The organism is Rhodococcus triatomae (genome assembly GCF_014217785.1).
In the GTDB taxonomy this organism is placed as follows: Bacteria; Actinomycetota; Actinomycetes; order Mycobacteriales; family Mycobacteriaceae; genus Rhodococcus_F; species Rhodococcus_F triatomae.
The window spans coordinates 2,752,971-2,778,444 of the sequence record NZ_CP048814.1 but is presented as its reverse complement, the minus strand read 5'-3'; the positions used below and the strand labels follow the sequence as shown (position 1 = coordinate 2,778,444).

The following is a 25,474-nucleotide window of genomic DNA, read 5'->3' as shown; positions in this document are numbered from 1 at the left end:
CGACGATGGGTGCCGGGCAGAACTGCCGGAGGTCAGTCGTCCATGGGAAGCCGCAGAGCATTCGCCCACAGGCGAGTGGCGGTGCGGACGAGATCGTCGAGGGACACGGTGGTCTCGCCCGGGGCCACACTCGGCGCCACGACGAAGTACGAGAACGCGAGCCGGCTGATCATGCCGGAGAGGGCACTGGATGCCAGCAGCGGGTCGACCCCGGTGTCGGCGACACCCCTGGCCTGCAAGTCGGCGATGCTCCGCGCATTGCGGCGGACGAACGCGTCGGCACGTTCCTGACGCAGCTTCCGGAACCCGGGGTCGATGTTCGCCACCTGTTCGAGCAGCGCCATGAGCCGGGCGTTGCGCTCGTAGGCCGCGAAGTACGCCCGATTGCTGGCCTCGATGACGGCGACCGCGTCGTCGTCGGCGTCCACGTGCGCCATCCCGGGATGCAGCATGTCCTCCTGCGCGACCTCGAGCACCGCCGCGAAGATCTCTTCCTTACTCGCGAAGTACGTGTAGAAGGTTCCGGAGGAGCACTTCGCTTCCTGCGTGATGTCCGCCAGCCGCGCATCGAGGTACCCCGAGCGCTCGAACACCGTCCGCGCGGCGGCCACGAGGGCCGAGCGGGTACGCAGGCCACGGCGAGTGACCGGGAGAGCGCGGAGTAGATCGGCACTCGCCATCGACGGAGGCGATTCCTCCCGCGGGGTGTCGGCTGCGGATCCGGACATGGACCTATTTATACGTCAGTTCCCCCTGTCCTCCGGTATCCGGCTGTTCCGGTACCCGGCGCTTCAGGGATCCGGCACTTCAGGGGATCCGCCGCGTCGGGGATCCGCTGAAGTGGGTCCGCCACCGATCTCGTCCGGGTAGCGTCCCTTCCAGCAGCTACTCGGGACATGAATACCGAGGAGACCCGGTTGAAGGCAGCCTCGCTCACCCGACGCCGCGCGCGCGTTCTGCTCGTTCCCGCGGTCGGGTTCGTCCTCTATCTCGGCATGTCGTCGCTGCCACAGCCGACCGGTCATGCCACCGTCTGGGATCTCGTGGAGATCTGGTGCGCGTTCCTGCTGCCGCTCGCCGCATTCGCCGTCCTCCGCGCGACCGGGTCCCACACGCCGGCGGGCGAGCCCGCGATCACGACCCGCCACCTCGTCGGCTACTGGGCCACCGCGGTCGTCCTGTGTGTTCTCCCCGCGACCGCGTTCTCGGTCGCGGCCCTCACCTCGGGCCGGACCCTGGGGCTCAGCGAGAGCGCCTGGGTGGGAATCGCGCTCGCCTCCTGGTTCGCACCGAGCCTGCTGATCGCGCCGATGGTCCCGAAACTGCGGCGGTATCGCAGCGTCGCCTACATCCTCGAGAGCTACCTGCGCTGGGCGATCACGGTGGTGCTCTCGGTGGTCGCCTGGCTCATCGTCAGTCACGGGATCCTGCCGCCCTCCACCCCGGACCCCGCCGCGGTGACCGCCGACCACGAATACGGATGGTTCCTGACCCGAGGTGGCTTCGTGTACGTCATCGCCGGCCTCCTCGCACTCGTCCCCATCCACCACCTCGTCCTCCACACCCTCCGGAAGGACAGGGACGTCGTCGTCGACGGCGGCGTGGTCACGATGACGGTCAGTGCCGTCGTCGCGGTGCTGTGCCTGGTGCTGGTGAGCACCACCGCCGACGAGATCGCGCGCGAGCTGGGCGGGGACTCGAACACCGCGGTCAACGTCACGGCACTCACCGTCGTCGCCGTCGCGGCCCTCTACGTCCAGGAGCAGGCACCACACATCCGCACCGGATCCGACCGGCCGGCAGCGGAACAGAGCGGAACGAGGCAATCGTGACCGAGGACGCCACCACGGCAACCGGCCGTCGAACCCGACTGTTGCGCAACGTCTACGGCAGTTCCGCGGCCGAGTCGTTCCTCGTCGTCGCCATCGCCACCATCCTGATCACGCGCCTGTACCTGGCACTGACCGACTACCCCCAGATCGGTGGCGGGACACTGCACATCGCCCACGCCCTCTACGGCGGAGCGGCGATGATGGCGGCTCTGCTCATCGGGTGGCTGTTCCTCGGCTTCGGGACCCGGGTGACCACCGTGGTGGTCGGCGGCATCGGCTTCGGACTCTTCCTCGACGAGGTCGGCAAATTCGTCACCCGCGACAACGACTACTTCTACGGACCGGCCGCGGAGATCATGTACGTGCTGGTCGTACTCCTTCTGGTGATCAACCGCGTGGTGCGAGACTTCCGGGCGCCGACGGCGGACGAGTGTCTCGCGAACGCCGCAGCGATCGCCGCCGACGGGGTGGTCCACGGCCTGCCTCCTCATCGCCGAGCCCTCGCACTGCGCATCATCGAGCGGGGTCAGCGGCTCGGCGCGGATGCCTCTGCCCTCGCCGGGGTGACTCTGATGATCGACGCGGCAGGCCACCGCGACGACAGGCTCTACGCGGCGAGCCGGCTCGTACCCCGGCTGGTTCCCTCGTTCCTCAAGAGCCCGCGCTGGGTGCCCGTCATGGGATGGCTACTCGTCGTGTCCGCACTTCTCGGGGTGATCGGCGGGATCGTCCAACTCGTCGCGGGTGGGCTGGACGTCGATACCGACGACACCTCGCTCCAGATCGATCGGATGGGTATTTCCGGCGGCATCCTCTTCGTCAGCGCCGCAGTGACACTGTCACTCGCACTCCCGGCGATGCTCCGGCTACGCCGCGACGGGCCCCTGTGGCCGTTGCGACTGCTGCGGCTGGCGGCTCTGATCTTCACCGCACTCAACGCGCTGGTGGACTTCGCGACCGAGGGGTTCGGTGCCCTCACCTACGTGGCGATCGGATTGTTCACGATGGCGGTGATCTCGCACCGGATCACCGTGCGCAGTGAGGAACTCGCGGCGGACGAGGCCGGTGCCCGGGAATCGCTACCACGCGAGACCCCGCACCCGTGATGAACTGTTCCCATGAGCGAACGAACACCCGATCGCGACGTCGTCGTCCGCACCTTCATCGACACGGACCGGCCCGAGCTGCTCGCCCTGTTCGAGCGGGCCGGAGAAGGCTCCCCCTCGGGCACCCTGTGGGGGCACACCGAGTCCGAGGCCGCGGTCTACCTCACCCCGTACATGGATCTCGAGCCGGAATCGCTGTTCGTCGCCGTCGTCGACGGTGAGCTCGCCGGATACCTCGCCGGCTGCACGGACAGCGCCCGGTTCCCGAGCGAGAGCGAACGGATGGAAGCGGCCATCCGCCGATATCGGCTCGTGTTCCGGCGCCGGCCGGCCGCGTTCTTCGCGCGCAGTATCGCCGACATGGTGTGGGCGAAGCTCCGCCGGATTCCGGCAGCCGGGGAGTTCCAGGACGCGCGTTGGCCCGCGCACCTACACATCGACCTCGTTCCCGAGGCCCGCGGACGAGGCGTCGGTGGCGCCCTGATGCGCCGGTGGCTGGACCGGCTGGAGGCTCTGGGCGTACCCGGCTGCCACCTACAGACCCTCGTGGAGAACGAGGGGGCGGTGCGATTCTTCGAGAGCAGCGGTTTCGTCCCGCACGGCGAGCCACGCGCGGTACCCGGTGTCCGATACCGGGGAAACCGGGTCCGTCAACGCGACATGGTGTGGACCGCTCCCTGACCGGCTCACCCGAGCAGGCCCTGCTGCAACGCCCGGAGCACCGCGTTCGTGCGGTCACGGGCACCGAGCTTGAGCAGCACGGTCGAGACGTGGTTCTTCACCGTCCCCTCGGCGAGGAACAGCACGTCGGCGATCTCGCGATTCGAATATCCGCTCGCCAGAAGCCGCAGCACCTCGGTCTCCCGGTCGGTGAGCGACTCGACCCGGACGTCGTCGGCGTCCGCCGCCGGGCCTGCCACGGCAGCCCGCAACACCCGATCCGTGATCGCGGGCTGCACCCACGTGCCACCGGAGGCGAGCGCTCGCACCCCGCCGACGAGTTGGTCCAGCGTCACGTCCTTGAGGAGATAGCCCTTGGCGCCGGACCGGATGGCACGCAACACCAGCTCGTCGTCGTCGAAGGTGGTGAGGACGAGGACCGGCACGTCGACGTCGCTGTCCCGCAACGCTTCCAGCATCCAGATACCGTCGTGCCGCGGCATCCGCAGATCGAGGAGCACCACGTCGGGGCGATACTCGGCGACCGCGGCCAGACCGGACATCCCGTCGTCCGCCTCGGCCACCACCTCGACATCGTCGGTGAGGCCCAACAGGCTGCGAATTCCCTGCCGCACCAGGGTCTGGTCGTCGACGAGCAACACCGAGATCACCGTGCCAGCACCGACGCCACCACTCGGAAACCGTCGTCTGCGGTGAACTCCACGTGTCCGCCCAGGCTTTCCGCACGCTCGGTGATACCGCGCAACCCGTTGCCGATCGTGACCTGAGTGGCGCCCTGTCCGTTGTCGTGTCCCGTGAGCACCACGCGGTCTCCGTCCACCGTCACCGCGACCCGGAGTCGAGTCGCCCCGGAATGCCGGAGGGTGTTGGTGACCACCTCTTGCGCACACCGCACCAGCGCCGCCGAGCGCTCCTCGTCCACCGACACCTCGTCGTCCACCGTGAGTTCGACGTCGAGACCGGGCAGGTCGGCCACGATCCGTGCCAGCGACTCACGCAGATCCGGTGCACTGCTCCGCATCTCCCCCACAGTTTCCCGGACGTCGGCGAGCAACTCGCGCGCCACCTCGCGGGCACGTGTCACGTGTTCGAGAGCCGGCGGCGTCGCGCGATGCGAGGCCACCTCGAGTTCGAGCGCCAGCACGGTGAGCTGATGACCGATCAGGTCGTGCAGTTCGCGCGCGATACGCAGACGTTCGTCGGCCCGCGAGGAGTCCGCCAACAGGGCACTGGTGGCCCGTAACTCCGTGTGTGCCACCGCGAGTTCGCGCCGGAGCCGCACCTCGTGTTCCTGTGCCACCACGGCGAGGACCGTCGCCGACTGGATCATCACGTACAGCGCCGTCACCATCAGCACCTCGCCGGGCGCATCGGTGATCGACCACAGCGACCAGGCGATGACCGCCGAATTGAGTACGACGACAACGACCGTCACCGGTCGGCTCACCAGGTACGCACTCACCGCCGCCGTGAACACGAGCAGGATCGGGGTGAGTCCGGCGGACGGCGCGGCGAGAACCAGCACCGGGCCCGCGACCACCTGGATTCCGAACACCCACGGGACCGCGGCCGGGCGGACCAGCTCGACCATGCAGATCACCATCGCCGCGAGGAACACGCCGAACACGACGACCCACAGCCACGGCGGCACGGTCGTCACCGAGTCCCCCAGGGCGACGGCGACCAGCACCGGCACGCCCGCCGCGGCACACACCAGTACGGCCAGCAGCCCGGACCATTCGTCCGCTCCCAGCCTTCTCATCGCTGCCGTCTTCTCATCGCCGTCGAGTCTATTCGGTGGCGGACGCACCCCGCCCGTGCCGAAAGTCATGGCGGGCGAACGTTACTTCCGGCACCTGCGTCGGAGGGCCGCGCTCCCTAGCGTCGGAGTCGACAGGAGAACAGGGCCGTCGCGAACGGCAGCCGCCGCGAACAGCAGTGGAAGGGATACGGCAATGCACGCGATGGAAGCGCGGAAGCTGCGCAAGCTCTATCGAGGGACACCGGCCGTCGAGGACGTCGACCTGCACGTCGAGGAGGGCGAGATCCTCGGTGTGCTCGGCCGGAACGGCGCGGGCAAGACGACGACGGTGGAAATGATCGCGGGGCTGCGCCGCCCCGACTCGGGCAGCGTCCGGATCCTCGGACTCGATCCGCACCGAGACCGTCGGCAGGTGCGGGAGGTTCTCGGCGTGCAGTTGCAGTCGAGCGCACTCCACTCGGCACTCACGGTGGACGAACTGGTTCGCCTCTACCGCACCTTCTACACCCACGGGGCCGACCCGGACGAGCTCGTCGATGCGGTCGGGCTCGAGGCGAAACGTGGCACCCGGTTCGAGAAGCTCTCCGGCGGGCAACAACAGCGGCTCTCCATCGCCCTCGCGCTCGTCGGGCGCCCACGCGTCGTGCTGCTCGACGAGTTGACCACCGGCCTCGACCCGGAGGCCCGCCGCAAGATCTGGGGCCTCGTCGAGAGGTTGCGGGCCGACGGTGTCGCCGTGCTGCTCGTCAGTCACCTCATGGAGGAGGTCGAGCGGCTCTGCGACCGTGTCACGATCATCGACCGGGGACGCGTGGCCGCCGAAGGCACGCCCACCGAACTCGTCGGATCGGCAGGGTTCGAGCAGCAGGTGTCGTTCCGGACCCGGGAGGCGTTCGACACCCGGGTCCTCGACCGGCTGCCCGAGGTCACCGGCGTCCGCGTGGACGGCGACCGGGTCGAGATCACCGGCGGCGGCGACCTACTGCAGACCGTCAGCACCGCCCTCGTGCACGGCGGTGTCGTCGCCACCGAGACCCGTCTGCAGCGGGCCACGCTCGACGACGCCTTCCTCGCACTCACCGGCCGGCCACTCACCGAACACGAACCCACCGAACCCCACGGACAGGAGACACTCCGATGACCACCACCGCCGCACCCGCCGGGCGATCTCCGGGGCCGAAGGCCTGGGCCGCCCTCACCCTCGCCGAGACCAAGATGGTCGTCCGGGACACCGCCGGGCTCGTCATCCCTCTCGGCCTCCCGCTCCTGATTCTCGTCATGAACGGGATGGGCGCCGGCAGTGACGAAGTGGACGGCACCTCCGGGATGACCGTGCTCGACCTGTACGTCATGCCCCTGGTGCTCGTCATGGTCGTCGCGACGATCGGTGTGGTGAACATGCCGAGCTTCCTGTCCTACTACCGCAAGACCGGGGTGCTGCGCAGGCTGGCGGTCACACCGGCGAACCCGGCGATGGTGCTCGTCGCACAGGTCCTCACCAGCATCGCCCAGACCGCGATCGGGGTCGGGCTGGCAGTGGTCGTCGCCATGACGGTGTTCGACGCGAACCTGCCCCGGTCGCCGTTCGTCGCGCTCGGCGTCTTCGCACTGACCGCAGCCGCGATGTATGCCATCGGCATGACGGTGGCGGCCATCGCGCCGAGCGGAAATGCCTCCATCGCAATCGGTCTCGTCACGTTCTTCGCGATGGGCGCGGTCGGCGGCCTGTTCGGGCCCGCGGGCAATCTTCCCGATCCGCTGGCCCGTGTCGGGGAGGTACTGCCCTTCGGCGCTGCCGTACAGGCACTCGGCGACGCCTGGGCGGGGGACACACCCGAGGCAGGCCACCTGGCGAGCCTGGTCACGACCGTCGTCGTCGGAGCTCTGCTCTCGGCCCGGTTCTTCCGCTGGGACTGACGGGCCCGCATCCACCGCTCGTCGCAGCAGAGCGACCACTCGGGTGCTCCGACCCGCCGCCCGCGTTGCGCGATCACGGTCGACCTCCTTGACTGAAGACCTGGACGAAGCGGACACGGCCGAAGGGAAGCCGACATGACCGACCGACAGCAGAAATCCCGCGGGCCGCTGTTCGGCGCTCCCGAGTCACTCGGCGGCGACATCGCGATCGCCCTGGCCGCGGTGATCGTCCTGCTCACGATGGTGCTGCTGGCGATACTCCTCTGAACGCGTCAGGCACCGATCGCCCGGGCGATCAGCGGCCACGAGTCCCGGAGTTCGGCCTCGAACAGCCCCCAGGAGTGCGAACCCTCCGGGTAGTAGCGGAACGTCGCGGGCACACCGAGAGAGCGGAGGCGTAGTTCGAACAGGCCGGTGCACGCCGCCGCCAGAGCCTCGACGGCGGCGCCACCGATGGTCTGGGGCACGACGAACCCCGGGTCGTGGTTGTCGATCGGGCCCGGCCACCCGCTGGCCGCGGACACGAACACCTCGACCCCGTGCAGTCTGGCCGCGTTGGCCATCGGGTCGTGGACGGTCCACAGCGGCGCCCCGAACGGCCCCCACATGTTCGCGGCGTTGCCCCGCCCGCCCACCTCGACCATGGAACGGACGATCGCCTCACCGAGTGGGCCACTCGTCATCGGGCACCCGCTGTACGAGGCGGCGGCCCGGTAGAAACCGGGTGCCTGGATCGCCAGATCCAGTGCGGGTCCGCCGGACATGGACACTCCGCCGATCGCGCGGAGTCCCGTGCTCGGGAAGCGCTGCTCGACCGCAGCCGGTAGCTCGCGGGTGAGGTACGTCTGCCAGCTGTTGCGCCCGAGCACCGGATCGTCGGCGATCCAGTCGGTGTACATGCTGAAGGCACCGCCGACCGGGAGCACGACCGTGACGTTCTCTCCGGCGAAGAAGTCGCGGACGTGGCTGTTGTTGAACCACGAGATGCCGTCCTCGCCACCGCCGATCCCGGTGAGGAGGTAGAACGTCGGCGTGGGCGCTCCGGTGGCGGGGGTGATGACGTCATTGGCGATCCACCGGTTCATCGACGGAGAGAACACGTCGATCCGGGTGACCCGGGCGTCCGCCGCCGGTGGGTCCGTGAGCGGCACGAGCCACGCCGCGGCCGTGAGGACGGCGGTGAGGAGCCAGACCAGCGCCGGTCGTCGCCTGGCGGGGTTCATCGCGCCTCCTCGGCCGAGACGCCGCCAATCCCGGCGCACGTCACCGACTTTCCCGAACGCCTCGAATGCTACGGACACCTCGGGGCCCGCGGGCCCGGCGTCATCGAACCGATATGCCGGGCCCGACGGCCGGCTGCTGCGGCGGTGATCCTGGCACACCGTCGACGGGCGATCCACCACACGAACCCGAGAGCCTCCTCACATCTCGTTTGGGTAACGAAGAGGCGCGCGACGTCGATCTGGTCACTAGTCCAACTGAAAGTAACGCGGATCGGCCCGCCCTGGCGCACAACGCCGGGGCGGGCGCGGCCCCACTCGAGGAGATTCACCGCATGACCCCTGTGACATCGAGACGGCGCCCGCTGCGGCACCGATTCAGCGCCCTGATCGCCGCCACTCTCGCCCTCCTCACCGCCGCGACCGTGGCCGCCGCCGGAGCGGGCGCCGCCCCGGTACCCGGCCCGGCCCGCACCGTGCCGTCGGGCGGATACGAGGAACTGTGGGTGCCCTCGGCCATGGGGAACGTCAAGGTGCAGGTGCAGTGGGCTGCCCGCGGCGGGAATGCCTCGCTCTACCTGCTCGACGGATTGCGCGCTCTCCCGGACCGCAACGCATGGTCGTTCGACACGAACGCGATGGACCAGTTCCGACACGACAACATCACGCTGGTGATGCCGGTGGGTGGCGAGTCCAGCTTCTACACCGACTGGTACTACCCCAGCAATTTCAACCAGCAGCAGGTCACCTACAAATGGGAGACCTTTCTGACCCGGGAACTCCCGGACTTCCTCGCCCGGTACGGAGTGGAGCGCAGCAACACCGGAATCGCCGGTGTCTCGATGGGTGGCACCGCCGCGATGACCCTGGCCGCGCACCACCGCGACCAGTTCAAGTTCGCCGGCTCGTACTCCGGCTACCTCAACACCACCGCCCCCGGCATGCGCGAGGCGATCCGGATCGCGATGCTCGATGCGGGCCGCTACAACGTCGACGCCATGTGGGGCCCGCCGTGGAACCCGGCCTGGCTCCGCAACGACCCGTTCGTGGTCGCTCCGCAGCTACAGGGCATGTCGCTGTACGTGTCCGCGGGCACCGGCTTCCCCGGCATCTACGACCACCCGGGCGCCCCGATCGAGTACTGGAACACCGCGATGGGCATGGGCCTGGAGCTTCTGTCGATGACCTCGTCCCGGGCGTTCCAGATCAGGCTCGCAACCCTCGGGATCCCGGCGACGTTCAGCTTCCCGCCGTCCGGCATCCATTCCTGGCCGTACTGGTCCGGCGAACTGTGGCAGTCCCGCGCACAGATCCTCCACACCCTGAACGCCTGGTGACCCGCGGTCGCCGACCGGCCACAGCACTTCTCCACCCGACGCCCCCTGGCTACACTCGGCCGGCCGTGTAGTCCACGCCGGGAACACCGGCCGCACAGTCCCGTCGGGGGGTCGAATGTCGGAGAGCGCTACCGGAACATCCGGAACATCGGGGACGCCGGGGACATCCGGGACGCCGGGGATCTCCCGCACGGTCCTGGAACTACGGATCCACGGGGTGGGCAACACTCCCCCCGAGGCGATACTCGACCTGCCCCGGGAACACGTCGAGAAGGCGGCCGGCGACGCGCTCGGCGGATTCTGGCAGCCGACCGGCGCGGCGGACACTCCGCAGGCCCGGGCGCGCGGAGCGGTGCCCGATCCCGATGTCCGCCGCGAGGCGTACTCGTGGGGAAATCTCGCCCGCACCACGGTCGCGTCCGGCGGTTCCCCGAACCGGATCGGTGGCGGTCTCGCACGAGTCGGGTGGATGTTGCTGATCCCGTTCGGCCTGGTCAACGTCGCCTACTGGGCCCGCTGCCTGGACAAGGGCACCGGGACGAGGCCACACCCCTGTCATGCGGGGACGCTCCGCCTGGCCGGGCTCCTCCTCACCCTGCTGCTGGCGACCTCGGTGTCGGTGGTCGCACTGGATCTGATCGCGGTCCAGTGCGCCGGGCGGAGTTGTGCGGTGGTGTCCGGGCCGTTGGGATTCGCCGACTCGTGGACGGTGGGACAGCGCCTCGCGGCGGCGAGTTCGGTTCCGATCGTGCTGGTGACCGCGCTCGCGGCACTCGGAGCCGCCACCCGGGCCCGATACGAACGTCCCGACCCGCTGGATCGGACATCACGGTCCGGGGACTCCGGAGGGGGGCGCCCGCTGTTGTCACGACAACGGTTCTGGGGCCACCAGGCCGTCACCCTCACCGCGGCAGGCGTCCACGTGTCGGCGACCGCAGCCCTGGTCACCGTCGGAACAGCGTGGCACTTCGCCTTCGGGCCCCATCCCGCATGCGGCCGGATGGAAGACCTCGCCACACCCCGATGCCACGCGGAGGCCTTCGGCTCGGCCGCGAACATTCCTGCGCTGGTGATGCTCTCGCTCGGTCTCGTCGTCCTCCTGTGGAGCGCGATCGTCCTCGTCCGGCGCAGCGATCTCACTCCCGCATCCCGACGTCGCATCCCCGCCCTGGACCGGGCGCGGTACGTCTCGATCGCAGGGGTGTCGCTCTTCGTCGTCCAACTCGCGATCCTGGCCTTCGAGCCGGCCGAGCGGCAACCGGTGGCCGATCATCTGGTCGGTGTCTCGGCGATGCCCGCGATCCTGCTGGCCGGGCTGCTCGCCCTGTCGGTATCGGCCCTGCTGTGGCGGAGGACGGCGAGCCGGTCCGGTCCCACCCGCCACCTCCCGACCGTCCTCGGTGCCCTGTTCGTCGCCGGACTGCTCACCGTCGGCTTCGACCTTCACCGATGGTGGGGGCTGATCCCGTCCGCGGCGATCGGTGCGGCGATCGTGGTCTGGACGCGCGGGTGTCGAGACCACGCCTGGCGCGGCACCGGCCCGGGCATCGCGCTGATGGCCGCGACCGTGACGGCGATGCTGTTCTCGAGCAGCGTGGTCGTCGTCGCCGGTGACGTCCTCAACGGGCCCGCCCCGGTCACCGCACTGGCCAGCCCGGAGTCCGGGACCACCGACGGGGCCCTCGGCGAAGTCGCCGACGGCTCCGCGAACCTGCTGATCCCCTTGCCGTACACCTGGTTCGGGGCCGCGGCCATTCCGGCGCTCCTCCTCCTGGCCGCCGTGGTCGGGGTGTCCACCCTGCGCTCGTCGAGGTGGCGGCGACCGTCCGCCGCCGATCCCGGCGATTCCGACAGCTCCGCCCTGCGGGCCCACCGCCGGATCGCCGCCGCCGCCCAGCGCGCCGAAGGATACGTCGCCGCGCTCGCCCTGCTCGGCGGCGCAGCGGCCTCGGCCGCACTCGTGTTGTCCGTCGCGGACGCCTCGCTCGCCCCCGGTGCGGCAGTCCGCGGCCCGGTCGGCGCCGGCATCTGGCTCATGGCGATGGTGGGCCTCGCCCTCGGCGTCACGGCCCTGTTCCGCGGCGCCGCAGGCAGTACCCGGCCGGTCGGGCTGGTCTGGGACCTCATCTGTTTTCTCCCCCGGGGTGGCCACCCGCTGGCCCCACCCTGCTATGCGGAGCGGGTCGTTCCCGAGGTCGCCTGGCGATGCCGCGAATGGCTCGAATCCGGCGACGAGCACGAGCCGCAACGGCGCACGGTGGTGCTGTCGGCGCACAGCCTCGGCTCCGTGCTCGCCGTCGCGGTGATCCTCTCACCGATCCTCACCGACGCTCAGCGGCAACGTCTCTCGCTCATCACCTACGGCAGCCAGCTCCGCGCCTACTTCGGCCGCATCTTTCCCGAGTTGATCGGTCCGACGGTGGTGGGCTATCCCGCCGGAACCGCGCCGAGCCTCCTGTCCACCGATCCCTGGCGCGCCGAGCACCGACTTCGCACTGCCGCACCGACGCCCGGCACGGGCACGATGTGCAGCGCCCTCACCGACGACGACGGCACGCTCCGTTGGCGGAACCTGTGGCGACGCACCGACTACATCGGGTTTCCCGTGTGGGGCTATCCCACCGGCGGCGCCAATCCGGTCGACCGCGCCGCCGAGGAGATCGACGACACCGGCTATCTCAACCGGATCGCCACCCACAGCGCCTATCCGCGCTCACGCGCCTACCGCACGGCGCTACGGGAGTTGTGTGACCGTGCCACCCTCGACCCGTCCTCGGCCGGAACACTCGTCCCGGAATCGGGTTCCGACAGGTGACCCCGATCCGGCTCGTCGTCGGTACCCCTGCGCGCGAACTCACCGAGCGGGCTGTGATTGAACAGCAGGTTGAGGCCGAACGAGACCATCGCCGCCAACGCGATCCCGCTACCCAGCACGATTTGCGCGGTGGACGGGAAGTGCTCGAAGAGCCCCTCTGCCAGCTCCGGTAGCAGGCCGATGCCGACTGCCGTGGCGGCGATGGTGGCGTTGATCCGGTCGTCGAGCCCCGCGCGCCGCAAGGTGTTGATCCCGACGACGGCGATGGTGGAGAAGAGGATCAGACCCACGCCACCCACGACCGGACCGGGCACGGCCGCGATCACGGCGCCCACCTTGGGGATCGCGCCGAACAGAATGAGGATCCCGCCGCTCACCGCGGTCACGTAGCGGCTGTACACGCGGGTCGTGGCGACGGCGCCGACGTTCTGGTTGAAGACGGTGTCGACCGACGCGTTGAACACGCCGCCGAGGACGCCGGACAGCCCGTCCCCGGCCAGCCCCCTGGCGATGTCGCCGCGGGACAGCCTGCGACCGGTGATCTCGCTGACGGCGAGCATGCTCGCCGTCGTCTCGGCCAGCACCACCGCCATCACGATGCTCATGGCGACCACCGCGGTGATCGGGAACTCCGGCGCGCCGAAGTGGAACGGAGTGGGAAACCCCGCCCACGCCGCGGACGACACACCACCGAGACCCACCATGCCCAGCGGGATCGCGACGACGGTGCCTGCGGCGAGCGCGATCAGTACCGCGAGCTGCGACCAGACACCGCGTCCGAGGCACATGAACGCCAGGGCGACCACCACCACCGCCGCGGCCAGTCCGATGCGCAGCGGGTCGCCGTGATCCGCGGCGGTCGGGTCGTTACCCATGATCAGCCCACCCGAGACGCCGATCAGGGAGATGCCGACGACGGTGAGGACGGACCCGATCACGAGCGGCGGGAAGAAGCGCACGATCCTGGCGAACGGCCAGGCCAGGGCGATGCCGACCAACCCACCCACGAGCATCGAGCCGTACACCGCCTGCAATCCGTACTGCTGCGCGATGAGGATCATCGGCGTCAACGCGACGAACGTGGAGCCGCAGACGATCGGAAGCCGCGCGCCCGCCAGCTTCCCGAGACCCAGGCTCTGGATCACCGTGATGATTCCGGCGACCAGCAGTGACGCGCAGATCAGCATGGCGACGGTGTCCCGCTCGAGGCCCACCGCGGAACCGAACACGAGCGGAACGGTCACGCTGCCCGCGTACATGATCAGCACGTGCTGGAGCCCGAAGGCGAACAACCGCCCCACCGGCAGGCGCTGGTCGACGGGATGCACCCGCTCGGGGTCGGCAGAAGGTGCTCGGGTCATCGACGGCTCCGTCCTGGTCGCCTCCGTCGCCGGGCGGCGGGGCGTGTGTTCGCGCTCGTATACGCGTGCGTATTCCAGGACGGACACTAGGCGAATGTTGTTGCACGGCAATGACAGCCGATCACAAACTGGTTAACGTTGTTGCCGTCGTGTGAACAGCAGCCGGTTCAGTGGTCGGCGCCACCCGGGTCCGCGGCGCCCGCGGCCTCGTCCCGCTCCGCCCATTCCAGGAGCGGGTCGAGGGCGAACACCGCGTCGTCGATGCCCGCGTGCAGGTCGCCGAGTTCGGCGAACCGGGCGGGCACGGTCTCGACGGTGAAGGCACGAGGGTCGACGTCGTGGATCTCGTCCCACGTCACCGGGGTCGACACGGTCGCCGACGGCACCCCCCGCACCGAGTACGCGCTCGCGATGGTGTGATCACGAGCGTTCTGGTTGTAGTCGACGAACAGCTTCGCCGGATCGCGGTCCTTGCGCCACCACGTGGTGGTCACGTCCTGGGGGCTGCGTCGCTCCACTTCCCGAGCGAAGGCGAGGGCGGCCCGGCGGACGTCCCCGAATCCCCACCGCGGCTCGATCCGGACGTACACGTGCAGCCCGCGCCCGCCGGACGTCTTCGGCCACCCGGTCGCGCCGATCTCGTCGAGCACCTCGTGCACCACCGACGCGACGCGGCGCACGCAGTCGAAGTCGCAGTCCGGCATCGGATCGAGGTCGATGCGCCACTCGTCCGGACGTTCGACGTCGGCGCGGCGCGAGTTCCACGGGTGGAACTCCACCGTCGACATCTGCACGGCCCACACGACGTCCGCGAGATGCGTGACGCACAGTTCGTCCGCGTGCCGCCCGTAGCGCGGAAAATCCACGCGCACGGTCCGGATCCATTCCGGCGCACCACGAGGCAGGCGTTTCTGGTGCACCTTGTCGCCCGCGAGCCCGTCGGGGAAGCGGTGCAACATGCACGGACGATCCCCCAGCGCGCGCACGATCCCGTCACCGACGCTCAGGTAGTAGTTCACCAGATCCAGCTTGGTGGTGCCGGTCTCGGGGAAGTAGATCCGGTCCGGATTGGAGATCCGGACCGTCCGGCCGTCCACCTCGAGTTCGACTGCGGGCGAGGCCTTCCTGCTCGACGCCATGGGCACCACCTCTCACGGTTCCTGCCCAGTCTGCGCTCCCTCGCGCCGCCCGCGCCCGCAATCTCGCGATATCCGGTGAGCGGACGGCCGGTGGGTGGGCCGATGCCGCACAGTCCGGCAGAATGACGGTGTGACCGACTCCCCCGCGCGCCTGCTCGCCGTCCTCGTCGCCGTCCTCGCCGCCGTGGGCCTGCTCGTCTGGGCCCGGTCCGGTGGCGGCGTCAGCCCCGCCGAGTGGCGTGGCGACGTCGTCGGCCCGGACGACCTCGCCGGCTGAGCGGCCGTACCCGACGGGCAACCTCCACCCGACGTCCGGCGCTCACCCCGTGAACAGCGCCGCGGCGGCGTCGCGGGCCAGCAGGAACCCGGCGATCCCGATCACCCATCCGATCGCGCTGTCCGCGTGCCGGGACAGGAACCCGTCCAACCGCTGCAACGGACCGTCCAGACGGGCTCCGCCCGCGACGCGAGCAGCGAGAACGATCCCGGCCGGAATCACCATGATCAGGCAGTACCCCGCCAGCAACGGCAACGAACTCACGACCGTGTACCCGCCCGCCACGATCAGGGCGATGGCCGCGAGGTACGGCAACATGGTGACCAGTTCCACCACTCCGGCGGACACGGCCAAGGTGGCGACCGATCCCGATGACCGGTCCGGTCGCAGAGCGCGGTTGCGCCATGCGGCGGTGCGATCCGATTCGCCCGCCTCCCTCCGCTTCTTCGAGTCGAATCGGAAGCTCCACGCGAACAGACCGACGCCCAGGGCCAGCTGCGCGATCCGCACGACCGGAGTGTCGATCAGTCCCTCGCTCACCACGACGCCGGCGCGGGCGACGGAAAGTATCAGGACGCCCACGACGAAGTAGAAGGCGGCGAGGACACCGAGATAGAGGACGAGGCGGCGCACCGGCGGCCGGCCCGGGGCGAGGAGCATCCACACCGGGATGACCAGGGTGCCGATGCTCGTGCTGTCCAGGAGGGCCAGGCCCGCGAGTGACGCGAGCAGCACGACGTCCACGTCAGCTCCTGGTCGCGGTCCGGCGGGAGTTGAGGAGATCCAGGGCGCCGACGATCATCAGGACGACGCCGAGCGCTCCTCCACGGAACCAGAAGATCTCCGTGTCCCGAGCGAACAGCCACAGACCGGCGCCGCCGACGATCAGGATCACGCCGATGACGGGTTCGAATCGAATCTTCATGCCCCCAGCCTGCGTCTGCACGGGGTCGTGGCACATCGGCCGTCCGGAGGCATTCGCGTCATCATTCGGTATGACGAACGCCCGGCACGGATGTGCTGTGATGGACCGGTGTTGACCAGACGCCCACATGCAGGCCGGTGGAGCGACCCGCTGATCGCCGCGGGGACGTTCGGGATCGGTGTGGTGCTGTACCTGGTCGGGCTGTACCAACTCGGGACCGGCCCCACGGACGTGGCACTCGGTCTCCGAATCGGGCTTCTGGCCCTGATGTGCGTCGCCGACGTGTTCCGCCGTGCACATCCGGCTGCCGCGCTGGCCGCCGGCAGCGTCGTCTTCGCCGCCGACCTGGCTCTCGGGCCGACCATCCCGATCTGGCTGGTACTGACAGACCTCGTCTACGCGGCCGTCCGGTACGGGTCGGCGCGGGTGAGCCGCGCCGTCTGCTACCTCACCGCGGTGGCCGTTGCCGCCCTCGCCACGGTGGTCTACGTGGCGGAGGAGGACATCCGGTTCGCGGCGGGCGCGGGATTGGTGACCGCCCTGTTCTTCGGCACCCCGGTGTGGTGGGGACTGGCGATCCGCAGGCAGACCGAAATCGCCGCCGCCGAACGTGAGCGCGCCAGGGCCCAGGAGGTGCTCGCCGAACTCGACCGCGAGGCGGCCGTCACGCACGAGCGCGCCACCATGGCCCGCGATCTCCACGACGTGATCGCCAGCCACCTGTCCGCCATCGCGATCCACTCGGAGGCAGCTCTGTCGGCGGACGGCGCATACAGCGATCCCGCGTTGCACACCGTCCTGAAGGCGATCCGATCGAGCAGTGTGGCGGGGCTTTCCGAGATGAAGTCGATGATCGAACTGTTGCGCGCCACCGACCCGGACACCACCCCCGACCCGCGCGCGGCACCACCACGGCTGGTCGAACTGCCCGTCGTCGTCGATGCGGCCCGCGCGACGGGAAGCACGGTCGATGCGCGGGTGGAGGTCGACGCCGGCGCGCTGCCGAGCATCGTGGACCACACTGCGTACCGCATCGCGCAGGAGGCCCTCACCAACGCCCTCAAACATGCACCGGGAGAACCCATCGACGTCTCGATCCGATTGTGCGAGAACACTCTCCACCTCGACGTCCGCAACCCGCTGGCACCCGGGCGCCCCTCGGCCCCCGAGTCGACGGGCGCGCACGGGCTCGCCAACATGCGGCACCGCGCCGGACTTCTCGGCGGCACCCTGCACGCCGGGGCCACCGATCGCACCTGGCGCGTGTCCGCGCGGCTGCCGGTCACCACGGCGGGAGGCGACCGATGATCACCGTGGCACTGGTCGACGACCACGCCGCCATCCGGTCCGGCCTGGCGATGATGCTGGGACGCCAGGACGACATCGAGATCGTCGCGGAGGCCGACAACGGCGCATCGGCCGTCACCGTCACCCGCACACACGAACCGGACGTGGTGCTGATGGACATCCGGATGCCCGGCACCGACGGCATCGAGGCCACCCGGCAGATCGTGGCCACCACACGCAGCCGGGTCCTCGTCCTGACGACGTTCGACCTCGACGAGTACGTGTTCGCCGCCCTGCGCGCCGGTGCCTCCGGGTTCCTGCTCAAGACGGCGACCTCCGACGAACTCACCGGCGCGGTGCGCAGTGTCGCCGAGGGCGACGCCGTCCTCGCGCCGCAGGCCGCCCGGGCACTGATCGGCGAGTTCGTCCAGCTCCCGCCGAAACGGGACGCTCCGCCCGGTTTCGACGATCTCACCGAGCGCGAACGCGAGGTGCTCGCGCTACTCGGGGCCGGTCTGTCGAATGCCGAGTTGTCGCACCGGCTCGGCGTCGGCGGGCCGACGGTGAAGACGCACGTCTCCCGGGTGCTGTCGAAGCTGCATCTGTCCTCACGGGTCCAGGCGGCCATCCTCGCCCGGGAGCTCGGGCTGTAGGGCCTGCAGGGGCAGGCCGCCGATCGTGCTCGAACACGACGACCGTGTCGGCGGCACGCGCTAGCGTCGACTCGTGCTGTTCTCGACGGTGGTGGACGCGTCGCGGACCGTCGCGGGAACACGCTCGCGACGGGCCAAGTCCGACGCGCTGCGTGCCGTCCTGGAGGCGCTCGCCCCGGACGAGGTCGAACCGGTGGTGTCGTGGCTGTCCGGCGAGCTCACGCAGGGAAGGATCGGCGTCGGCTGGCGCACCATCGTCGGCACCGATGCGTCGCCGGTGGATTCCTCCTCCCTGACAGTCGCCGACGTGCAGGAGGCGACGGACCTGATCGCCCGAGCCTCCGGGCGCGGATCCGCCGCACTCCGCCGCGAACTCCTCGCCGGGCTGCTGGGCCGGGCCACCGACGACGAGCAGCGTTTCCTCGTCCAGGTCCTCGGCGGCGAGCTACGGCAGGGGGCGCTCGAGGGCGTCATGATCGAGGCGATCGCGGCGGCCGCCGGCCTCCCGACCGACCCGGTGCGCCGCGCCGTGATGCTCTCCGGCCGCCTCCCCGACGCCGCTGCCGCCGCACTCGACGGCGGCGTGGATGCCCTCGCCGCCTTCCGGCTCGAGGTGGGACGCCCGGTCCGGCCGATGCTCGCCTCTCCGGCGGCGTCGCTGGAATCCGCGCTGGGGGAGTTCGATTCGGGTGTCAGTGTGGAGTACAAACTCGACGGCGCCCGTATCCAGGTGCACCGCAACGGCGATCGGGTGTGGGTGTTCACCCGCACCCTGCGCGACATCACCGGGACGGTCCCGGAACTGGTCGAGCTCGTCGCCGGGCTTCCCGTACACAGCGTCGTCCTCGACGGCGAGACCCTCGCGCTCACCGATGCCGGCCGCCCCCGCCCGTTCCAGGAGACCATGAGCCGGTTCGGCGCCACCAGCACCCGCGAACTCCTGCTGCACCCGTACTTCTTCGACTGCCTCCACGTGGACGGCGAGGATCTTCTCGACCTCCCTCTCTCCACCCGGCTGCAGGCCCTGGACCGCGCGGCGCCCGGACACCGGATCCCGGCGCTGCACCGACCCGATGCGGCTGCCGCCGGGGAACATCTCGAGTCCGCCCTGTCCGAGGGGCACGAGGGCGTCATGGTCAAGGCCCTGGACGCGCCCTATGCGGCCGGCCGTCGTGGACGCACCTGGCAGAAGGTGAAACCGGAGCACACCCTCGATCTCGTCGTGCTCGGTGCCGAGTGGGGCTACGGTCGGCGCACCGGATACCTGTCGAATCTGCATCTCGGAGCCCGCGATCCCGACGGTGGGCCACCGATCATGGTGGGCAAGACGTTCAAAGGCCTCACGGACGCCCTGTTGCGTTGGCAGACCGAGGAATTCCCACTCCACGAATCCCACCGGGACGAGCACACCGTCCATCTGCGCCCGGAGCTCGTCGTGGAGATCGAGCTCGACGGGGTCCAGACCAGTACCCGGTATCCCGGCGGTCTGGCACTGAGATTCGCACGTGTCCTCCGCTACCGCCCGGACAAGGCTGCCGCGGACGCGGACACCATCGACGCGGTGCGGGCACTGCTCCGTCGGTGATGCGCGAGGCAGCTCAGCGGGTGCCGACGGCCGCGAAGGGCGTGGTGGCCGTATACCGCGCCGCGAGCTCGGCGATCATCGCCTCGGTCCGTTCCCTCGGCCGCACCTGATCCTCCCACTCGATCGACAATTGCTTCATCGGGAGCATCACCTGGTCCGCGTACTGCGGAAAGTACACCGCCACCGAGCGGATCGCCCGGGCACACAGATACGGTCGCTGTGCCCCCTCGACCAGCGCGTGCGTCTCGGACAGGCACACCAGCCGGCCCACTGCGTCACCGCCGTGCTTCTCGCCGGGGAACAGCGTCGCCATCATCGGCAGCGCCACCCGATCGGCAATACGCTCGAGATCCGCGGATTCGAGTTCGTCGGCGGGCCGCCGGTGTCGCGAGAACGCCGCACGAGCCGCCGCGATCCCTTCCTCGCTGGCCCGCTCGAACGCGCTGCCCGTGCGTACCTGACTGCTGTCGTCCATCAGCGCGGTGAGACCGGCGAGTGTCTCGGTGAGTCGGCGTGGGCCGACCTCCCGCAGCAGGTAGTACCCGCATTCCGTCGTGAAACGCGCCATCGTGGCGCGCCGCGCCAGCCCGTCGTCGGCGGGAACCCGGGAACACTCCCCGGCGTACGCCGTGGTGACGCGGGTGAGGACTCCTGGTGGACGTTGCCCCATCGTGGCCTCCAGACCGTGGTGACGTCGTGCTCCCCCCGCGAGCGCCTTCCGCTGTCGAGCCACGATACCCCCGTTTTCCAACCGCGCAGGGATTCGGGAGCCGCGCAGCGGTTGGGGCCCTATCTCCTATGCGCCTGCACAATCGCCCTGCGGATGCGCGACGAGTGCGGGCGGTGGTGCTGTCGCGGCTCCGACGTAACGTGTGCACCGGCCACGCCGAGAATGACGCGGCGAGGACGACACGGCGAAGACGACACAGCGAAGACGACACAGCCGCGAGAACGACGAGGAGACCGACACCCCCATGACCGGCAGTACCCGGCGGCGGCCGGCCGCATACTTCCTGGCAGGAATCACGATCGCGATCAGCGGGTGCGCCGGTCTCGCGGACGAACCGGTCGATGTCGCCGTCCCACCCCCGGCGGCGGCCGCGGACGCCGTGATTCCTCCGCCACCGCCGGAGCAATCGGTCGCCGCCGCGCTCGACGGACTGGCCACCCTCGAGATCAAGGGGCGTGCTCCCAAGACCGGATACGATCGGGCGCTCTTCGGCCAACGATGGTCCGACGACGTGAACGTCGACGGTGGCCGCAACGGGTGCGACACCCGCAACGACATCCTGCAACGCGACCTCGACGACATCACTTTCCGGCCGGGAACCAGGGACTGTGTCGTGGCGACCGGGACACTGCACGATCCCTACACCGGCTCCCGGATCGACTTCGTCCGCGGCGAACGGACATCCGAGGCGGTCCAGATCGACCACGTCGTCGCCCTCTCCGATGCGTGGCAGAAGGGCGCACAGCAACTCGACGCACAGACGAGAGCGGACTTCGCGAACGATCCGCTCAACCTGCGTGCCGTGGACGGACCCACCAACCAGCGCAAGGGAGACGGGGACGCCGCCACCTGGCTGCCGCCGAACCGTGCGTTTCGCTGCACGTACGTCGCCGATCAGGTGGCCGTCAAGGCCCGCTACCGGCTGTGGGTGACCCAGGCCGAACACGATGCGATCGCCGGGATCCTGTCCGGGTGCACAGGGGCCGAGCTACCGCCCGCGCCCGAGCCTCTTCCCGATCCCGCGCCGGCACCCGCGGAGCCGGCCTCCGAGGTCTACTATCCGCACTGCGCTGCGGCACGAGCCGCGGGCGTCGCTCCGATTCACCGGGGATCCCCGGGCTACCGTCCCGGTCTCGACGGCGACGGCGACGGCATCGCATGCGAATGATCGTCCCCGTCGCGTGTCGATGATCGCCACTGCCATACTCGACGGGTCCACGAACTGCAGGAGGGTGTGTTCATGCGGAATCCGGTCATCTCGCGCCGAGTCGTCCAGGCGGGTGCGGGCCTGCTCGCGGCCGCGTCCCTCGGCGTACTGACGGCGTGCGGCTCGGACGATCCGGCCCCGCCCGCAGACGACGCCGGCCCCGGGCAGACCACCACCGGCGAATCCCCTGATACCGCTCCACTGCCCACCCTGCTGCCGCCGATCCCGGAGGAGCTGACCGCGATCGCCAACGCCGCCTTCGGCTCCGACGCCGATCCGGCGCAGAGCGCGGCCGCCATCTCCGGACCCGCCGAATCGAACGACACGGCGGCCGGGAACCTGGCCGCGGAGAACTGGACGATCGAGATCACCGATCTGTACATGCCCGGCGCGGGAACCGCCGAGGGGACAGGCGTCCGGTCCGTCGACGGCACTCCCGAGACCGACCGCGTGACAGTGGAATTCGTCGCCGAGGACGGCGCCTGGAAACTCTCCCGCGACTGGGTGTGCGAGCAGGTCGACTGCGGCTGATCAGACGCGGCGCAGGGCGTCCCGGTCGATCTCGGCCACGGAGGTCAGTCCGCTGAGTCCCACGGTCAGATCGAACTCCGCGAGCAGGTTGGCGGTCACGTCCCGGACCCCGTCGCGGCCCGCCAAGGCCAGTCCGTACAGGTGCGGCCGCCCCAGCGTGACCGCATCCGCACCGAGCGCGAGAGCCTTGAACACGTCGGCGCCCGAACGGATCCCGCTGTCGAGGACGAGTTTCAGCCTTCCGTCGACGACGGGCGCGATGTCGGTGAGCGCATCGAGCGCCGCCACCGATCCGTCGACCTGACGTCCCCCGTGGTTCGACACCACCAGCCCGTCCACTCCGGCATCGATCGCGCGGCGTGCATCGTCGGGATGAAGGACGCCCTTGAGCAGCACCGGAAGCGAGGTGCGCTCGCGCAGCGACTCGATGTCCGACCAGGACAGCGAGGGACGCGAATAGATGTCGAGGAACGTCTCGACCGCGGCACGCGGTTCCGGTGAACGGAGGTTGTCCAGGAACCGTCCGGGGTACCGGCTCGTCATCGACAGCAGGGCCTTGACGGCACCGAGTGTCACCTTCACCTCGGGCTTCTCGGTGACGGCCGCGATGCGTTCGCGCACGATCCGGCGGAACACCGGATCCGAGGTGTACTGGGCGATTCCCTGCCCCTGGGCGAACGGGAGCGAGCCGAGATTCAGGTCCTCGGGGCGCCATCCCAGCATGGTCGTGTCCAGGGTGACCACGATCGCGTCGGCGGAGATGCGGCGCGCCCGGTCCAGGAAGCTGTCGACGAGGTCGTCGTCGGTGCTCCAGTACAACTGGAACCACCGAGGCGCGTCCCCCATCGCCGCCGCGCTCTCCTCCATCGGCGCGCAGCCCTGGTTGGAGAAGATGTACGGAACTCCGAGTTCTCCTGCAGCGGAGGCGATTGCCACATCCGCGTCGGGGTGGGCGAGTTCGGCCGCGCCGACCGGGGCGAGCAGGACCGGAGCCGGAAGCCGACGTCCGAACAACTCGACACCGAGGTCGCGCTCCGACACGTCGCGCAGGACGCGCGGCACGATCTGCCAGCGGTCGAACGCCGCGCGATTCGCGGACATCGTCGAACCCGACCCGGCCCCGCCGTGCACGTACGCCCACGCCTTGGGCGACATCTTGCGGCGTGCGGCGGCCTCGAGCCCCGCGAAATCGGTCGGCACCGACGGGCGCTTCCCGAACACGCCGTCCCGATAGATCGTGTTCTGCCGTGCCCGGCCTGCACTCTCCTGCGTCGACACCGACTGCCCCTTCCGCTCGTCACGATCTCGGCACGGCTGTCGGTTCCCCCGCGTAGGTTGGTCCCTGCAACCTGTGATCGGCACCACGCTACCGCGGGCCGACGCAGAGGGATTCCACCGGCCGACCCGAGGAGATTCCATGTCCCATCGCCCCGACCTCGTCGGCGCACCCTGCTGGGTGGATCTGACCAGCTCGGACACCGACCGCGCCGCAGAGTTCTACACCGGGCTGTTCGGATGGACCGCCGCGACGGACCCCGACCCGCAGTACGGCGGCTACACGATGTTCAGCCTGCGCGGCGAGCCCATCGCCGGCCTGGGCCCGCGCCAGCCGGACAACCCGTACGCCGAGGTGTGGACCGTCTACCTGTCGGTGGCAGATGCCGAGGCCACCACCACGCGAGCCGTCGATACGGGCGGCCAGATCGTCGCACCCACGATGCAGATCGGCGACCAGGGCAGCATGGCGATCCTCGCGGACTCGGCCGGTGCGATCTTCGGGGTGTGGGAGGCCGGTGGCCACACGGGATTCGGGCTCGTCGACGAGCCCGGCGCCCCGGTCTGGCACGAGTCGTACACTCGTGACTTCCCGAGATCCAAGGTGTTCTACAGCGGGGTGTTCGGCTGGTCCTGGGTCACCCTCGAGGACAGCGACCGGTTCCGCTACGCCCAGGCAGATCTGGACGGGCAGCCGGTCGCCGGGCTCATGGATGCCTCCCGGATCCTGCCGAGCGGTGTGCCGTCGTTCTGGCAGTTCTACGTGGGGGTCGACGACACCGACGCCGCCCTGCGGGCGGTCACCGAACTCGGCGGCAGCGTTCTCCGCGCGCCGGAGGACACCCCGTACGGACGTCTCGCGGCGATCAGCGACCCGCTGGGCTCGTCCCTCCAGATCGTGAGCGTGACTGAAGGCTCGTGACTCCGGCCTTCCGGTCCCACAGGTCCATCAGGGTGGTGAGGATTTCCTCGGCCCGGCCAAGCCCGCCCAGATGGCTCTCGCCGGGCATCGGGGTGATGGTCGCGTTCGGCAGCCGATCCACGACGTGTTCGCCGTGCCGGTACGGAATGATGTGGTCGCAGTCCCCGTGCCACCAGCGCACCGGCGTCTGCACGTCACCGAGTTCGAAGCCCCAGTCCCTGGCGAACAGGACCACGTCGGCGAACGGGGCTCCGAACTGCTTCCTGCCGCCGTGCAGCAGGTCGTCGAGAAACATCGCCTTGAACTCGGGGCGGGCCAGCAACCGCCGGTCGCCCTCGGGGGACAGCAGCCCGTACAGATCGATGATGGGCGAGGCCACCGGTCGGGCGAATCTCACGAACGTGCTGGCCGCGAGCCCGATCGGGGTCCCCGCCGTGGCCAGGACCGGCGCCAGTGCCGTCGCCACGTCGAGCAACCCGCCGCGGCTGGCGTCCGGGCCGCGCGTGGGCGGCACCCCGCCGATGACGCCCGCGGCCACCACCCGGTCGGGCAGCGCGTGCGCGGCGGCCAGGGTGTACGGCCCGCCGCCGGAGAGCCCGACGATCGCCATCTCGCCGATGCCGAGGACATCGGCGAACACGTCGAGATCGTCGGCGAACTCGAGCACCGAACCGTACGTGTGTGTGGTCGACGAGCCGACGCCGGGACGGTCGATACCGATCAGGCGGATCTCCGCGCGCTCGGCGAACGCCCGGGCCTCCGTCGGGATCTGCCTACGGGCACCCGGGGTGCCGTGCATCCAGATGACGGTGCGGCCGCGTGCGGCCCCGAACTCGGCGAATCCCAGCCTGCGACCGGGAGCCACCGAGACGGATCCCTCCAGCTGAGGGCGTGCGATGTCCCACATACCGA

The 25,474-nt window shown here is 69.9% G+C and carries 26 protein-coding genes; 15 read left to right on the top strand and 11 right to left on the bottom strand.

Going from position 1 to position 25,474, the window contains the following annotated elements; genetic code table 11:
* Positions 1-32: 32 nt before the first annotated feature.
* On the bottom strand, positions 33-728 hold the full coding sequence (locus G4H71_RS13050; protein ID WP_072737060.1) for a TetR/AcrR family transcriptional regulator: 696 nt from the start codon (positions 726-728) through the stop codon (positions 33-35).
* Between the two features lie 168 nt (positions 729-896).
* Between G4H71_RS13050 and G4H71_RS13045 the strand changes: the two genes are divergently transcribed.
* From G4H71_RS13045 to G4H71_RS13035, 3 genes are read left to right on the top strand one after another with little or no spacing between them, the layout of a single operon-like run.
* Positions 897-1,832, top strand: a complete 936-nt coding sequence (locus G4H71_RS13045; RefSeq protein WP_072737061.1) for a hypothetical protein — start codon at positions 897-899, stop codon at positions 1,830-1,832.
* On the top strand, positions 1,829-2,938 hold the full coding sequence (locus tag G4H71_RS13040; RefSeq protein WP_072737062.1) for a hypothetical protein: 1,110 nt from the start codon (positions 1,829-1,831) through the stop codon (positions 2,936-2,938). Before G4H71_RS13045 ends, G4H71_RS13040 begins: the two co-directional genes overlap by 4 nt.
* A gap of 12 nt (positions 2,939-2,950) precedes the next feature.
* Positions 2,951-3,619: a GNAT family N-acetyltransferase gene (locus tag G4H71_RS13035; protein WP_072737063.1), complete on the top strand. Its 669-nt coding sequence runs from the start codon at positions 2,951-2,953 to the stop codon at positions 3,617-3,619.
* A gap of 5 nt (positions 3,620-3,624) precedes the next feature.
* On the opposite strand, the gene G4H71_RS13030 is transcribed toward G4H71_RS13035, so the two are convergent.
* Positions 3,625-4,260, bottom strand: coding sequence for a response regulator (locus G4H71_RS13030; protein WP_246442176.1), 636 nt, complete (start codon positions 4,258-4,260; stop codon positions 3,625-3,627).
* Positions 4,261-4,265: 5 nt separating this feature from the next.
* Complete coding sequence (locus tag G4H71_RS13025) at positions 4,266-5,450, bottom strand: sensor histidine kinase (RefSeq protein WP_139183205.1); 1,185 nt, start codon at positions 5,448-5,450, stop codon at positions 4,266-4,268.
* A 124-nt stretch (positions 5,451-5,574) separates the two neighbouring features.
* Between G4H71_RS13025 and G4H71_RS13020 the strand changes: the two genes are divergently transcribed.
* The 3 genes from G4H71_RS13020 (at position 5,575) to G4H71_RS22620 (ending at position 7,565) form a co-directional block, all read left to right on the top strand.
* Positions 5,575-6,522, top strand: coding sequence for an ABC transporter ATP-binding protein (locus tag G4H71_RS13020; protein ID WP_072737066.1), 948 nt, complete (start codon positions 5,575-5,577; stop codon positions 6,520-6,522).
* Positions 6,519-7,298: an ABC transporter permease gene (locus tag G4H71_RS13015; protein WP_072737067.1), complete on the top strand. Its 780-nt coding sequence runs from the start codon at positions 6,519-6,521 to the stop codon at positions 7,296-7,298. Before G4H71_RS13020 ends, G4H71_RS13015 begins: the two co-directional genes overlap by 4 nt.
* Positions 7,299-7,433: 135 nt before the next feature.
* On the top strand, positions 7,434-7,565 hold the full coding sequence (locus G4H71_RS22620; RefSeq protein WP_255314910.1) for a hypothetical protein: 132 nt from the start codon (positions 7,434-7,436) through the stop codon (positions 7,563-7,565).
* Positions 7,566-7,570: 5 nt separating this feature from the next.
* Here G4H71_RS22620 and G4H71_RS13010 read toward each other — a convergent pair whose 3' ends face one another.
* A complete protein-coding gene (locus G4H71_RS13010) occupies positions 7,571-8,521 on the bottom strand; it encodes an alpha/beta hydrolase (RefSeq protein WP_072737254.1) in 951 nt (316 codons plus the stop codon).
* Positions 8,522-8,853: 332 nt separating this feature from the next.
* On the opposite strand from G4H71_RS13010, the gene G4H71_RS13005 reads away from it, so the two are divergent.
* Both G4H71_RS13005 and G4H71_RS13000 read left to right on the top strand, forming a co-directional pair.
* Positions 8,854-9,855 carry an alpha/beta hydrolase gene (locus G4H71_RS13005; protein WP_072737068.1) on the top strand — a complete coding sequence of 334 codons (1,002 nt, stop codon included), beginning with the start codon at positions 8,854-8,856 and terminating at the stop codon, positions 9,853-9,855.
* Positions 9,856-9,970: 115 nt separating this feature from the next.
* A complete protein-coding gene (locus tag G4H71_RS13000; protein WP_139183204.1) occupies positions 9,971-12,670 on the top strand; it encodes a hypothetical protein in 2,700 nt (899 codons plus the stop codon).
* Here G4H71_RS13000 and G4H71_RS12995 read toward each other — a convergent pair.
* A complete protein-coding gene (locus G4H71_RS12995) occupies positions 12,577-14,031 on the bottom strand; it encodes a uracil-xanthine permease family protein (RefSeq protein ID WP_072737255.1) in 1,455 nt (484 codons plus the stop codon). The two genes, G4H71_RS13000 and G4H71_RS12995, sit on opposite strands and share 94 nt — an antisense overlap.
* Positions 14,032-14,198: 167 nt before the next feature.
* Positions 14,199-15,170, bottom strand: coding sequence for a non-homologous end-joining DNA ligase (gene ligD / locus G4H71_RS12990; RefSeq protein WP_072737070.1), 972 nt, complete (start codon positions 15,168-15,170; stop codon positions 14,199-14,201).
* Between the two features lie 130 nt (positions 15,171-15,300).
* Between ligD and G4H71_RS12985 the strand changes: the two genes are divergently transcribed.
* Positions 15,301-15,447, top strand: coding sequence for a hypothetical protein (locus G4H71_RS12985; protein WP_169847126.1), 147 nt, complete (start codon positions 15,301-15,303; stop codon positions 15,445-15,447).
* A gap of 42 nt (positions 15,448-15,489) precedes the next feature.
* Here the strand turns inward: G4H71_RS12985 and G4H71_RS12980 are convergent, their stop codons facing one another.
* The gene (locus tag G4H71_RS12980; protein ID WP_072737071.1) at positions 15,490-16,191 is read right to left on the bottom strand and encodes a GAP family protein; all 702 of its coding nucleotides are present in this window, start codon (positions 16,189-16,191) and stop codon (positions 15,490-15,492) included.
* Position 16,192: 1 nt separating this feature from the next.
* Positions 16,193-16,372 (bottom strand): hypothetical protein, encoded by a 180-nt coding sequence (locus G4H71_RS12975; protein ID WP_072737072.1) that lies wholly within the window; start codon positions 16,370-16,372, stop codon positions 16,193-16,195.
* Between the two features lie 108 nt (positions 16,373-16,480).
* On the opposite strand from G4H71_RS12975, the gene G4H71_RS12970 reads away from it, so the two are divergent.
* From G4H71_RS12970 to G4H71_RS12960, 3 genes are all read left to right on the top strand, one after another.
* Complete coding sequence (locus G4H71_RS12970) at positions 16,481-17,680, top strand: sensor histidine kinase (RefSeq protein ID WP_072737256.1); 1,200 nt, start codon at positions 16,481-16,483, stop codon at positions 17,678-17,680.
* Positions 17,677-18,312 (top strand): response regulator, encoded by a 636-nt coding sequence (locus tag G4H71_RS12965; RefSeq protein WP_072737073.1) that lies wholly within the window; start codon positions 17,677-17,679, stop codon positions 18,310-18,312. Before G4H71_RS12970 ends, G4H71_RS12965 begins: the two co-directional genes overlap by 4 nt.
* Positions 18,313-18,385: 73 nt before the next feature.
* Positions 18,386-19,897 (top strand): ATP-dependent DNA ligase, encoded by a 1,512-nt coding sequence (locus G4H71_RS12960; RefSeq protein ID WP_072737074.1) that lies wholly within the window; start codon positions 18,386-18,388, stop codon positions 19,895-19,897.
* A 13-nt stretch (positions 19,898-19,910) separates the two neighbouring features.
* Here the strand turns inward: G4H71_RS12960 and G4H71_RS12955 are convergent, their stop codons facing one another.
* On the bottom strand, positions 19,911-20,630 hold the full coding sequence (locus G4H71_RS12955) for a hypothetical protein (protein WP_139183203.1): 720 nt from the start codon (positions 20,628-20,630) through the stop codon (positions 19,911-19,913).
* 241 nt (positions 20,631-20,871) lie between these two features.
* Between G4H71_RS12955 and G4H71_RS12950 the strand changes: the two genes are divergently transcribed.
* Positions 20,872-21,795, top strand: coding sequence for a GmrSD restriction endonuclease domain-containing protein (locus G4H71_RS12950; protein ID WP_083342993.1), 924 nt, complete (start codon positions 20,872-20,874; stop codon positions 21,793-21,795).
* A 72-nt stretch (positions 21,796-21,867) separates the two neighbouring features.
* Entirely contained in the window at positions 21,868-22,365 is a 498-nt protein-coding gene (locus tag G4H71_RS12945) for an MTB12 C-terminal domain-containing protein (RefSeq protein WP_139183202.1), read from the top strand.
* Here G4H71_RS12945 and G4H71_RS12940 read toward each other — a convergent pair whose 3' ends face one another.
* The gene (locus tag G4H71_RS12940; RefSeq protein ID WP_072737077.1) at positions 22,366-23,643 is read right to left on the bottom strand and encodes a lactate 2-monooxygenase; all 1,278 of its coding nucleotides are present in this window, start codon (positions 23,641-23,643) and stop codon (positions 22,366-22,368) included. It lies immediately after the preceding gene.
* 139 nt (positions 23,644-23,782) lie between these two features.
* Between G4H71_RS12940 and G4H71_RS12935 the strand changes: the two genes are divergently transcribed.
* A complete protein-coding gene (locus tag G4H71_RS12935) occupies positions 23,783-24,562 on the top strand; it encodes a VOC family protein (RefSeq protein WP_072737258.1) in 780 nt (259 codons plus the stop codon).
* Here the strand turns inward: G4H71_RS12935 and G4H71_RS12930 are convergent.
* Positions 24,507-25,469, bottom strand: coding sequence for an alpha/beta fold hydrolase (locus tag G4H71_RS12930; protein ID WP_072737078.1), 963 nt, complete (start codon positions 25,467-25,469; stop codon positions 24,507-24,509). The genes G4H71_RS12935 and G4H71_RS12930 overlap by 56 nt on opposite strands.
* Positions 25,470-25,474 lie beyond the last annotated feature (5 nt).

What these genes read in the sequence shown, in the direction of transcription:
- G4H71_RS13000 (WP_139183204.1), top strand. Translation starts at nt 9,971, where the DNA reads ATGTCGGAGAGCGCTACCGGAACATCCGGAACATCGGGGACGCCGGGG.
- G4H71_RS12965 (WP_072737073.1), top strand. Translation starts at nt 17,677, where the DNA reads ATGATCACCGTGGCACTGGTCGACGACCACGCCGCCATCCGGTCCGGC.
- G4H71_RS12935 (WP_072737258.1), top strand. Translation starts at nt 23,783, where the DNA reads ATGTCCCATCGCCCCGACCTCGTCGGCGCACCCTGCTGGGTGGATCTG.
- G4H71_RS22620 (WP_255314910.1), top strand. Translation starts at nt 7,434, where the DNA reads ATGACCGACCGACAGCAGAAATCCCGCGGGCCGCTGTTCGGCGCTCCC.
- ligD (WP_072737070.1), bottom strand. Translation starts at nt 15,170, where the DNA reads ATGGCGTCGAGCAGGAAGGCCTCGCCCGCAGTCGAACTCGAGGTGGAC.
- G4H71_RS13025 (WP_139183205.1), bottom strand. Translation starts at nt 5,450, where the DNA reads ATGACTTTCGGCACGGGCGGGGTGCGTCCGCCACCGAATAGACTCGAC.
- G4H71_RS12975 (WP_072737072.1), bottom strand. Translation starts at nt 16,372, where the DNA reads ATGAAGATTCGATTCGAACCCGTCATCGGCGTGATCCTGATCGTCGGC.
- G4H71_RS13045 (WP_072737061.1), top strand. Translation starts at nt 897, where the DNA reads ATGAATACCGAGGAGACCCGGTTGAAGGCAGCCTCGCTCACCCGACGC.
- G4H71_RS13005 (WP_072737068.1), top strand. Translation starts at nt 8,854, where the DNA reads ATGACCCCTGTGACATCGAGACGGCGCCCGCTGCGGCACCGATTCAGC.
- G4H71_RS12930 (WP_072737078.1), bottom strand. Translation starts at nt 25,469, where the DNA reads ATGTGGGACATCGCACGCCCTCAGCTGGAGGGATCCGTCTCGGTGGCT.
- G4H71_RS12950 (WP_083342993.1), top strand. Translation starts at nt 20,872, where the DNA reads ATGACCGGCAGTACCCGGCGGCGGCCGGCCGCATACTTCCTGGCAGGA.
- G4H71_RS13035 (WP_072737063.1), top strand. Translation starts at nt 2,951, where the DNA reads ATGAGCGAACGAACACCCGATCGCGACGTCGTCGTCCGCACCTTCATC.
- G4H71_RS12995 (WP_072737255.1), bottom strand. Translation starts at nt 14,031, where the DNA reads ATGACCCGAGCACCTTCTGCCGACCCCGAGCGGGTGCATCCCGTCGAC.
- G4H71_RS13015 (WP_072737067.1), top strand. Translation starts at nt 6,519, where the DNA reads ATGACCACCACCGCCGCACCCGCCGGGCGATCTCCGGGGCCGAAGGCC.
- G4H71_RS12945 (WP_139183202.1), top strand. Translation starts at nt 21,868, where the DNA reads ATGCGGAATCCGGTCATCTCGCGCCGAGTCGTCCAGGCGGGTGCGGGC.
- G4H71_RS13020 (WP_072737066.1), top strand. Translation starts at nt 5,575, where the DNA reads ATGCACGCGATGGAAGCGCGGAAGCTGCGCAAGCTCTATCGAGGGACA.
- G4H71_RS13050 (WP_072737060.1), bottom strand. Translation starts at nt 728, where the DNA reads ATGTCCGGATCCGCAGCCGACACCCCGCGGGAGGAATCGCCTCCGTCG.
- G4H71_RS13010 (WP_072737254.1), bottom strand. Translation starts at nt 8,521, where the DNA reads ATGAACCCCGCCAGGCGACGACCGGCGCTGGTCTGGCTCCTCACCGCC.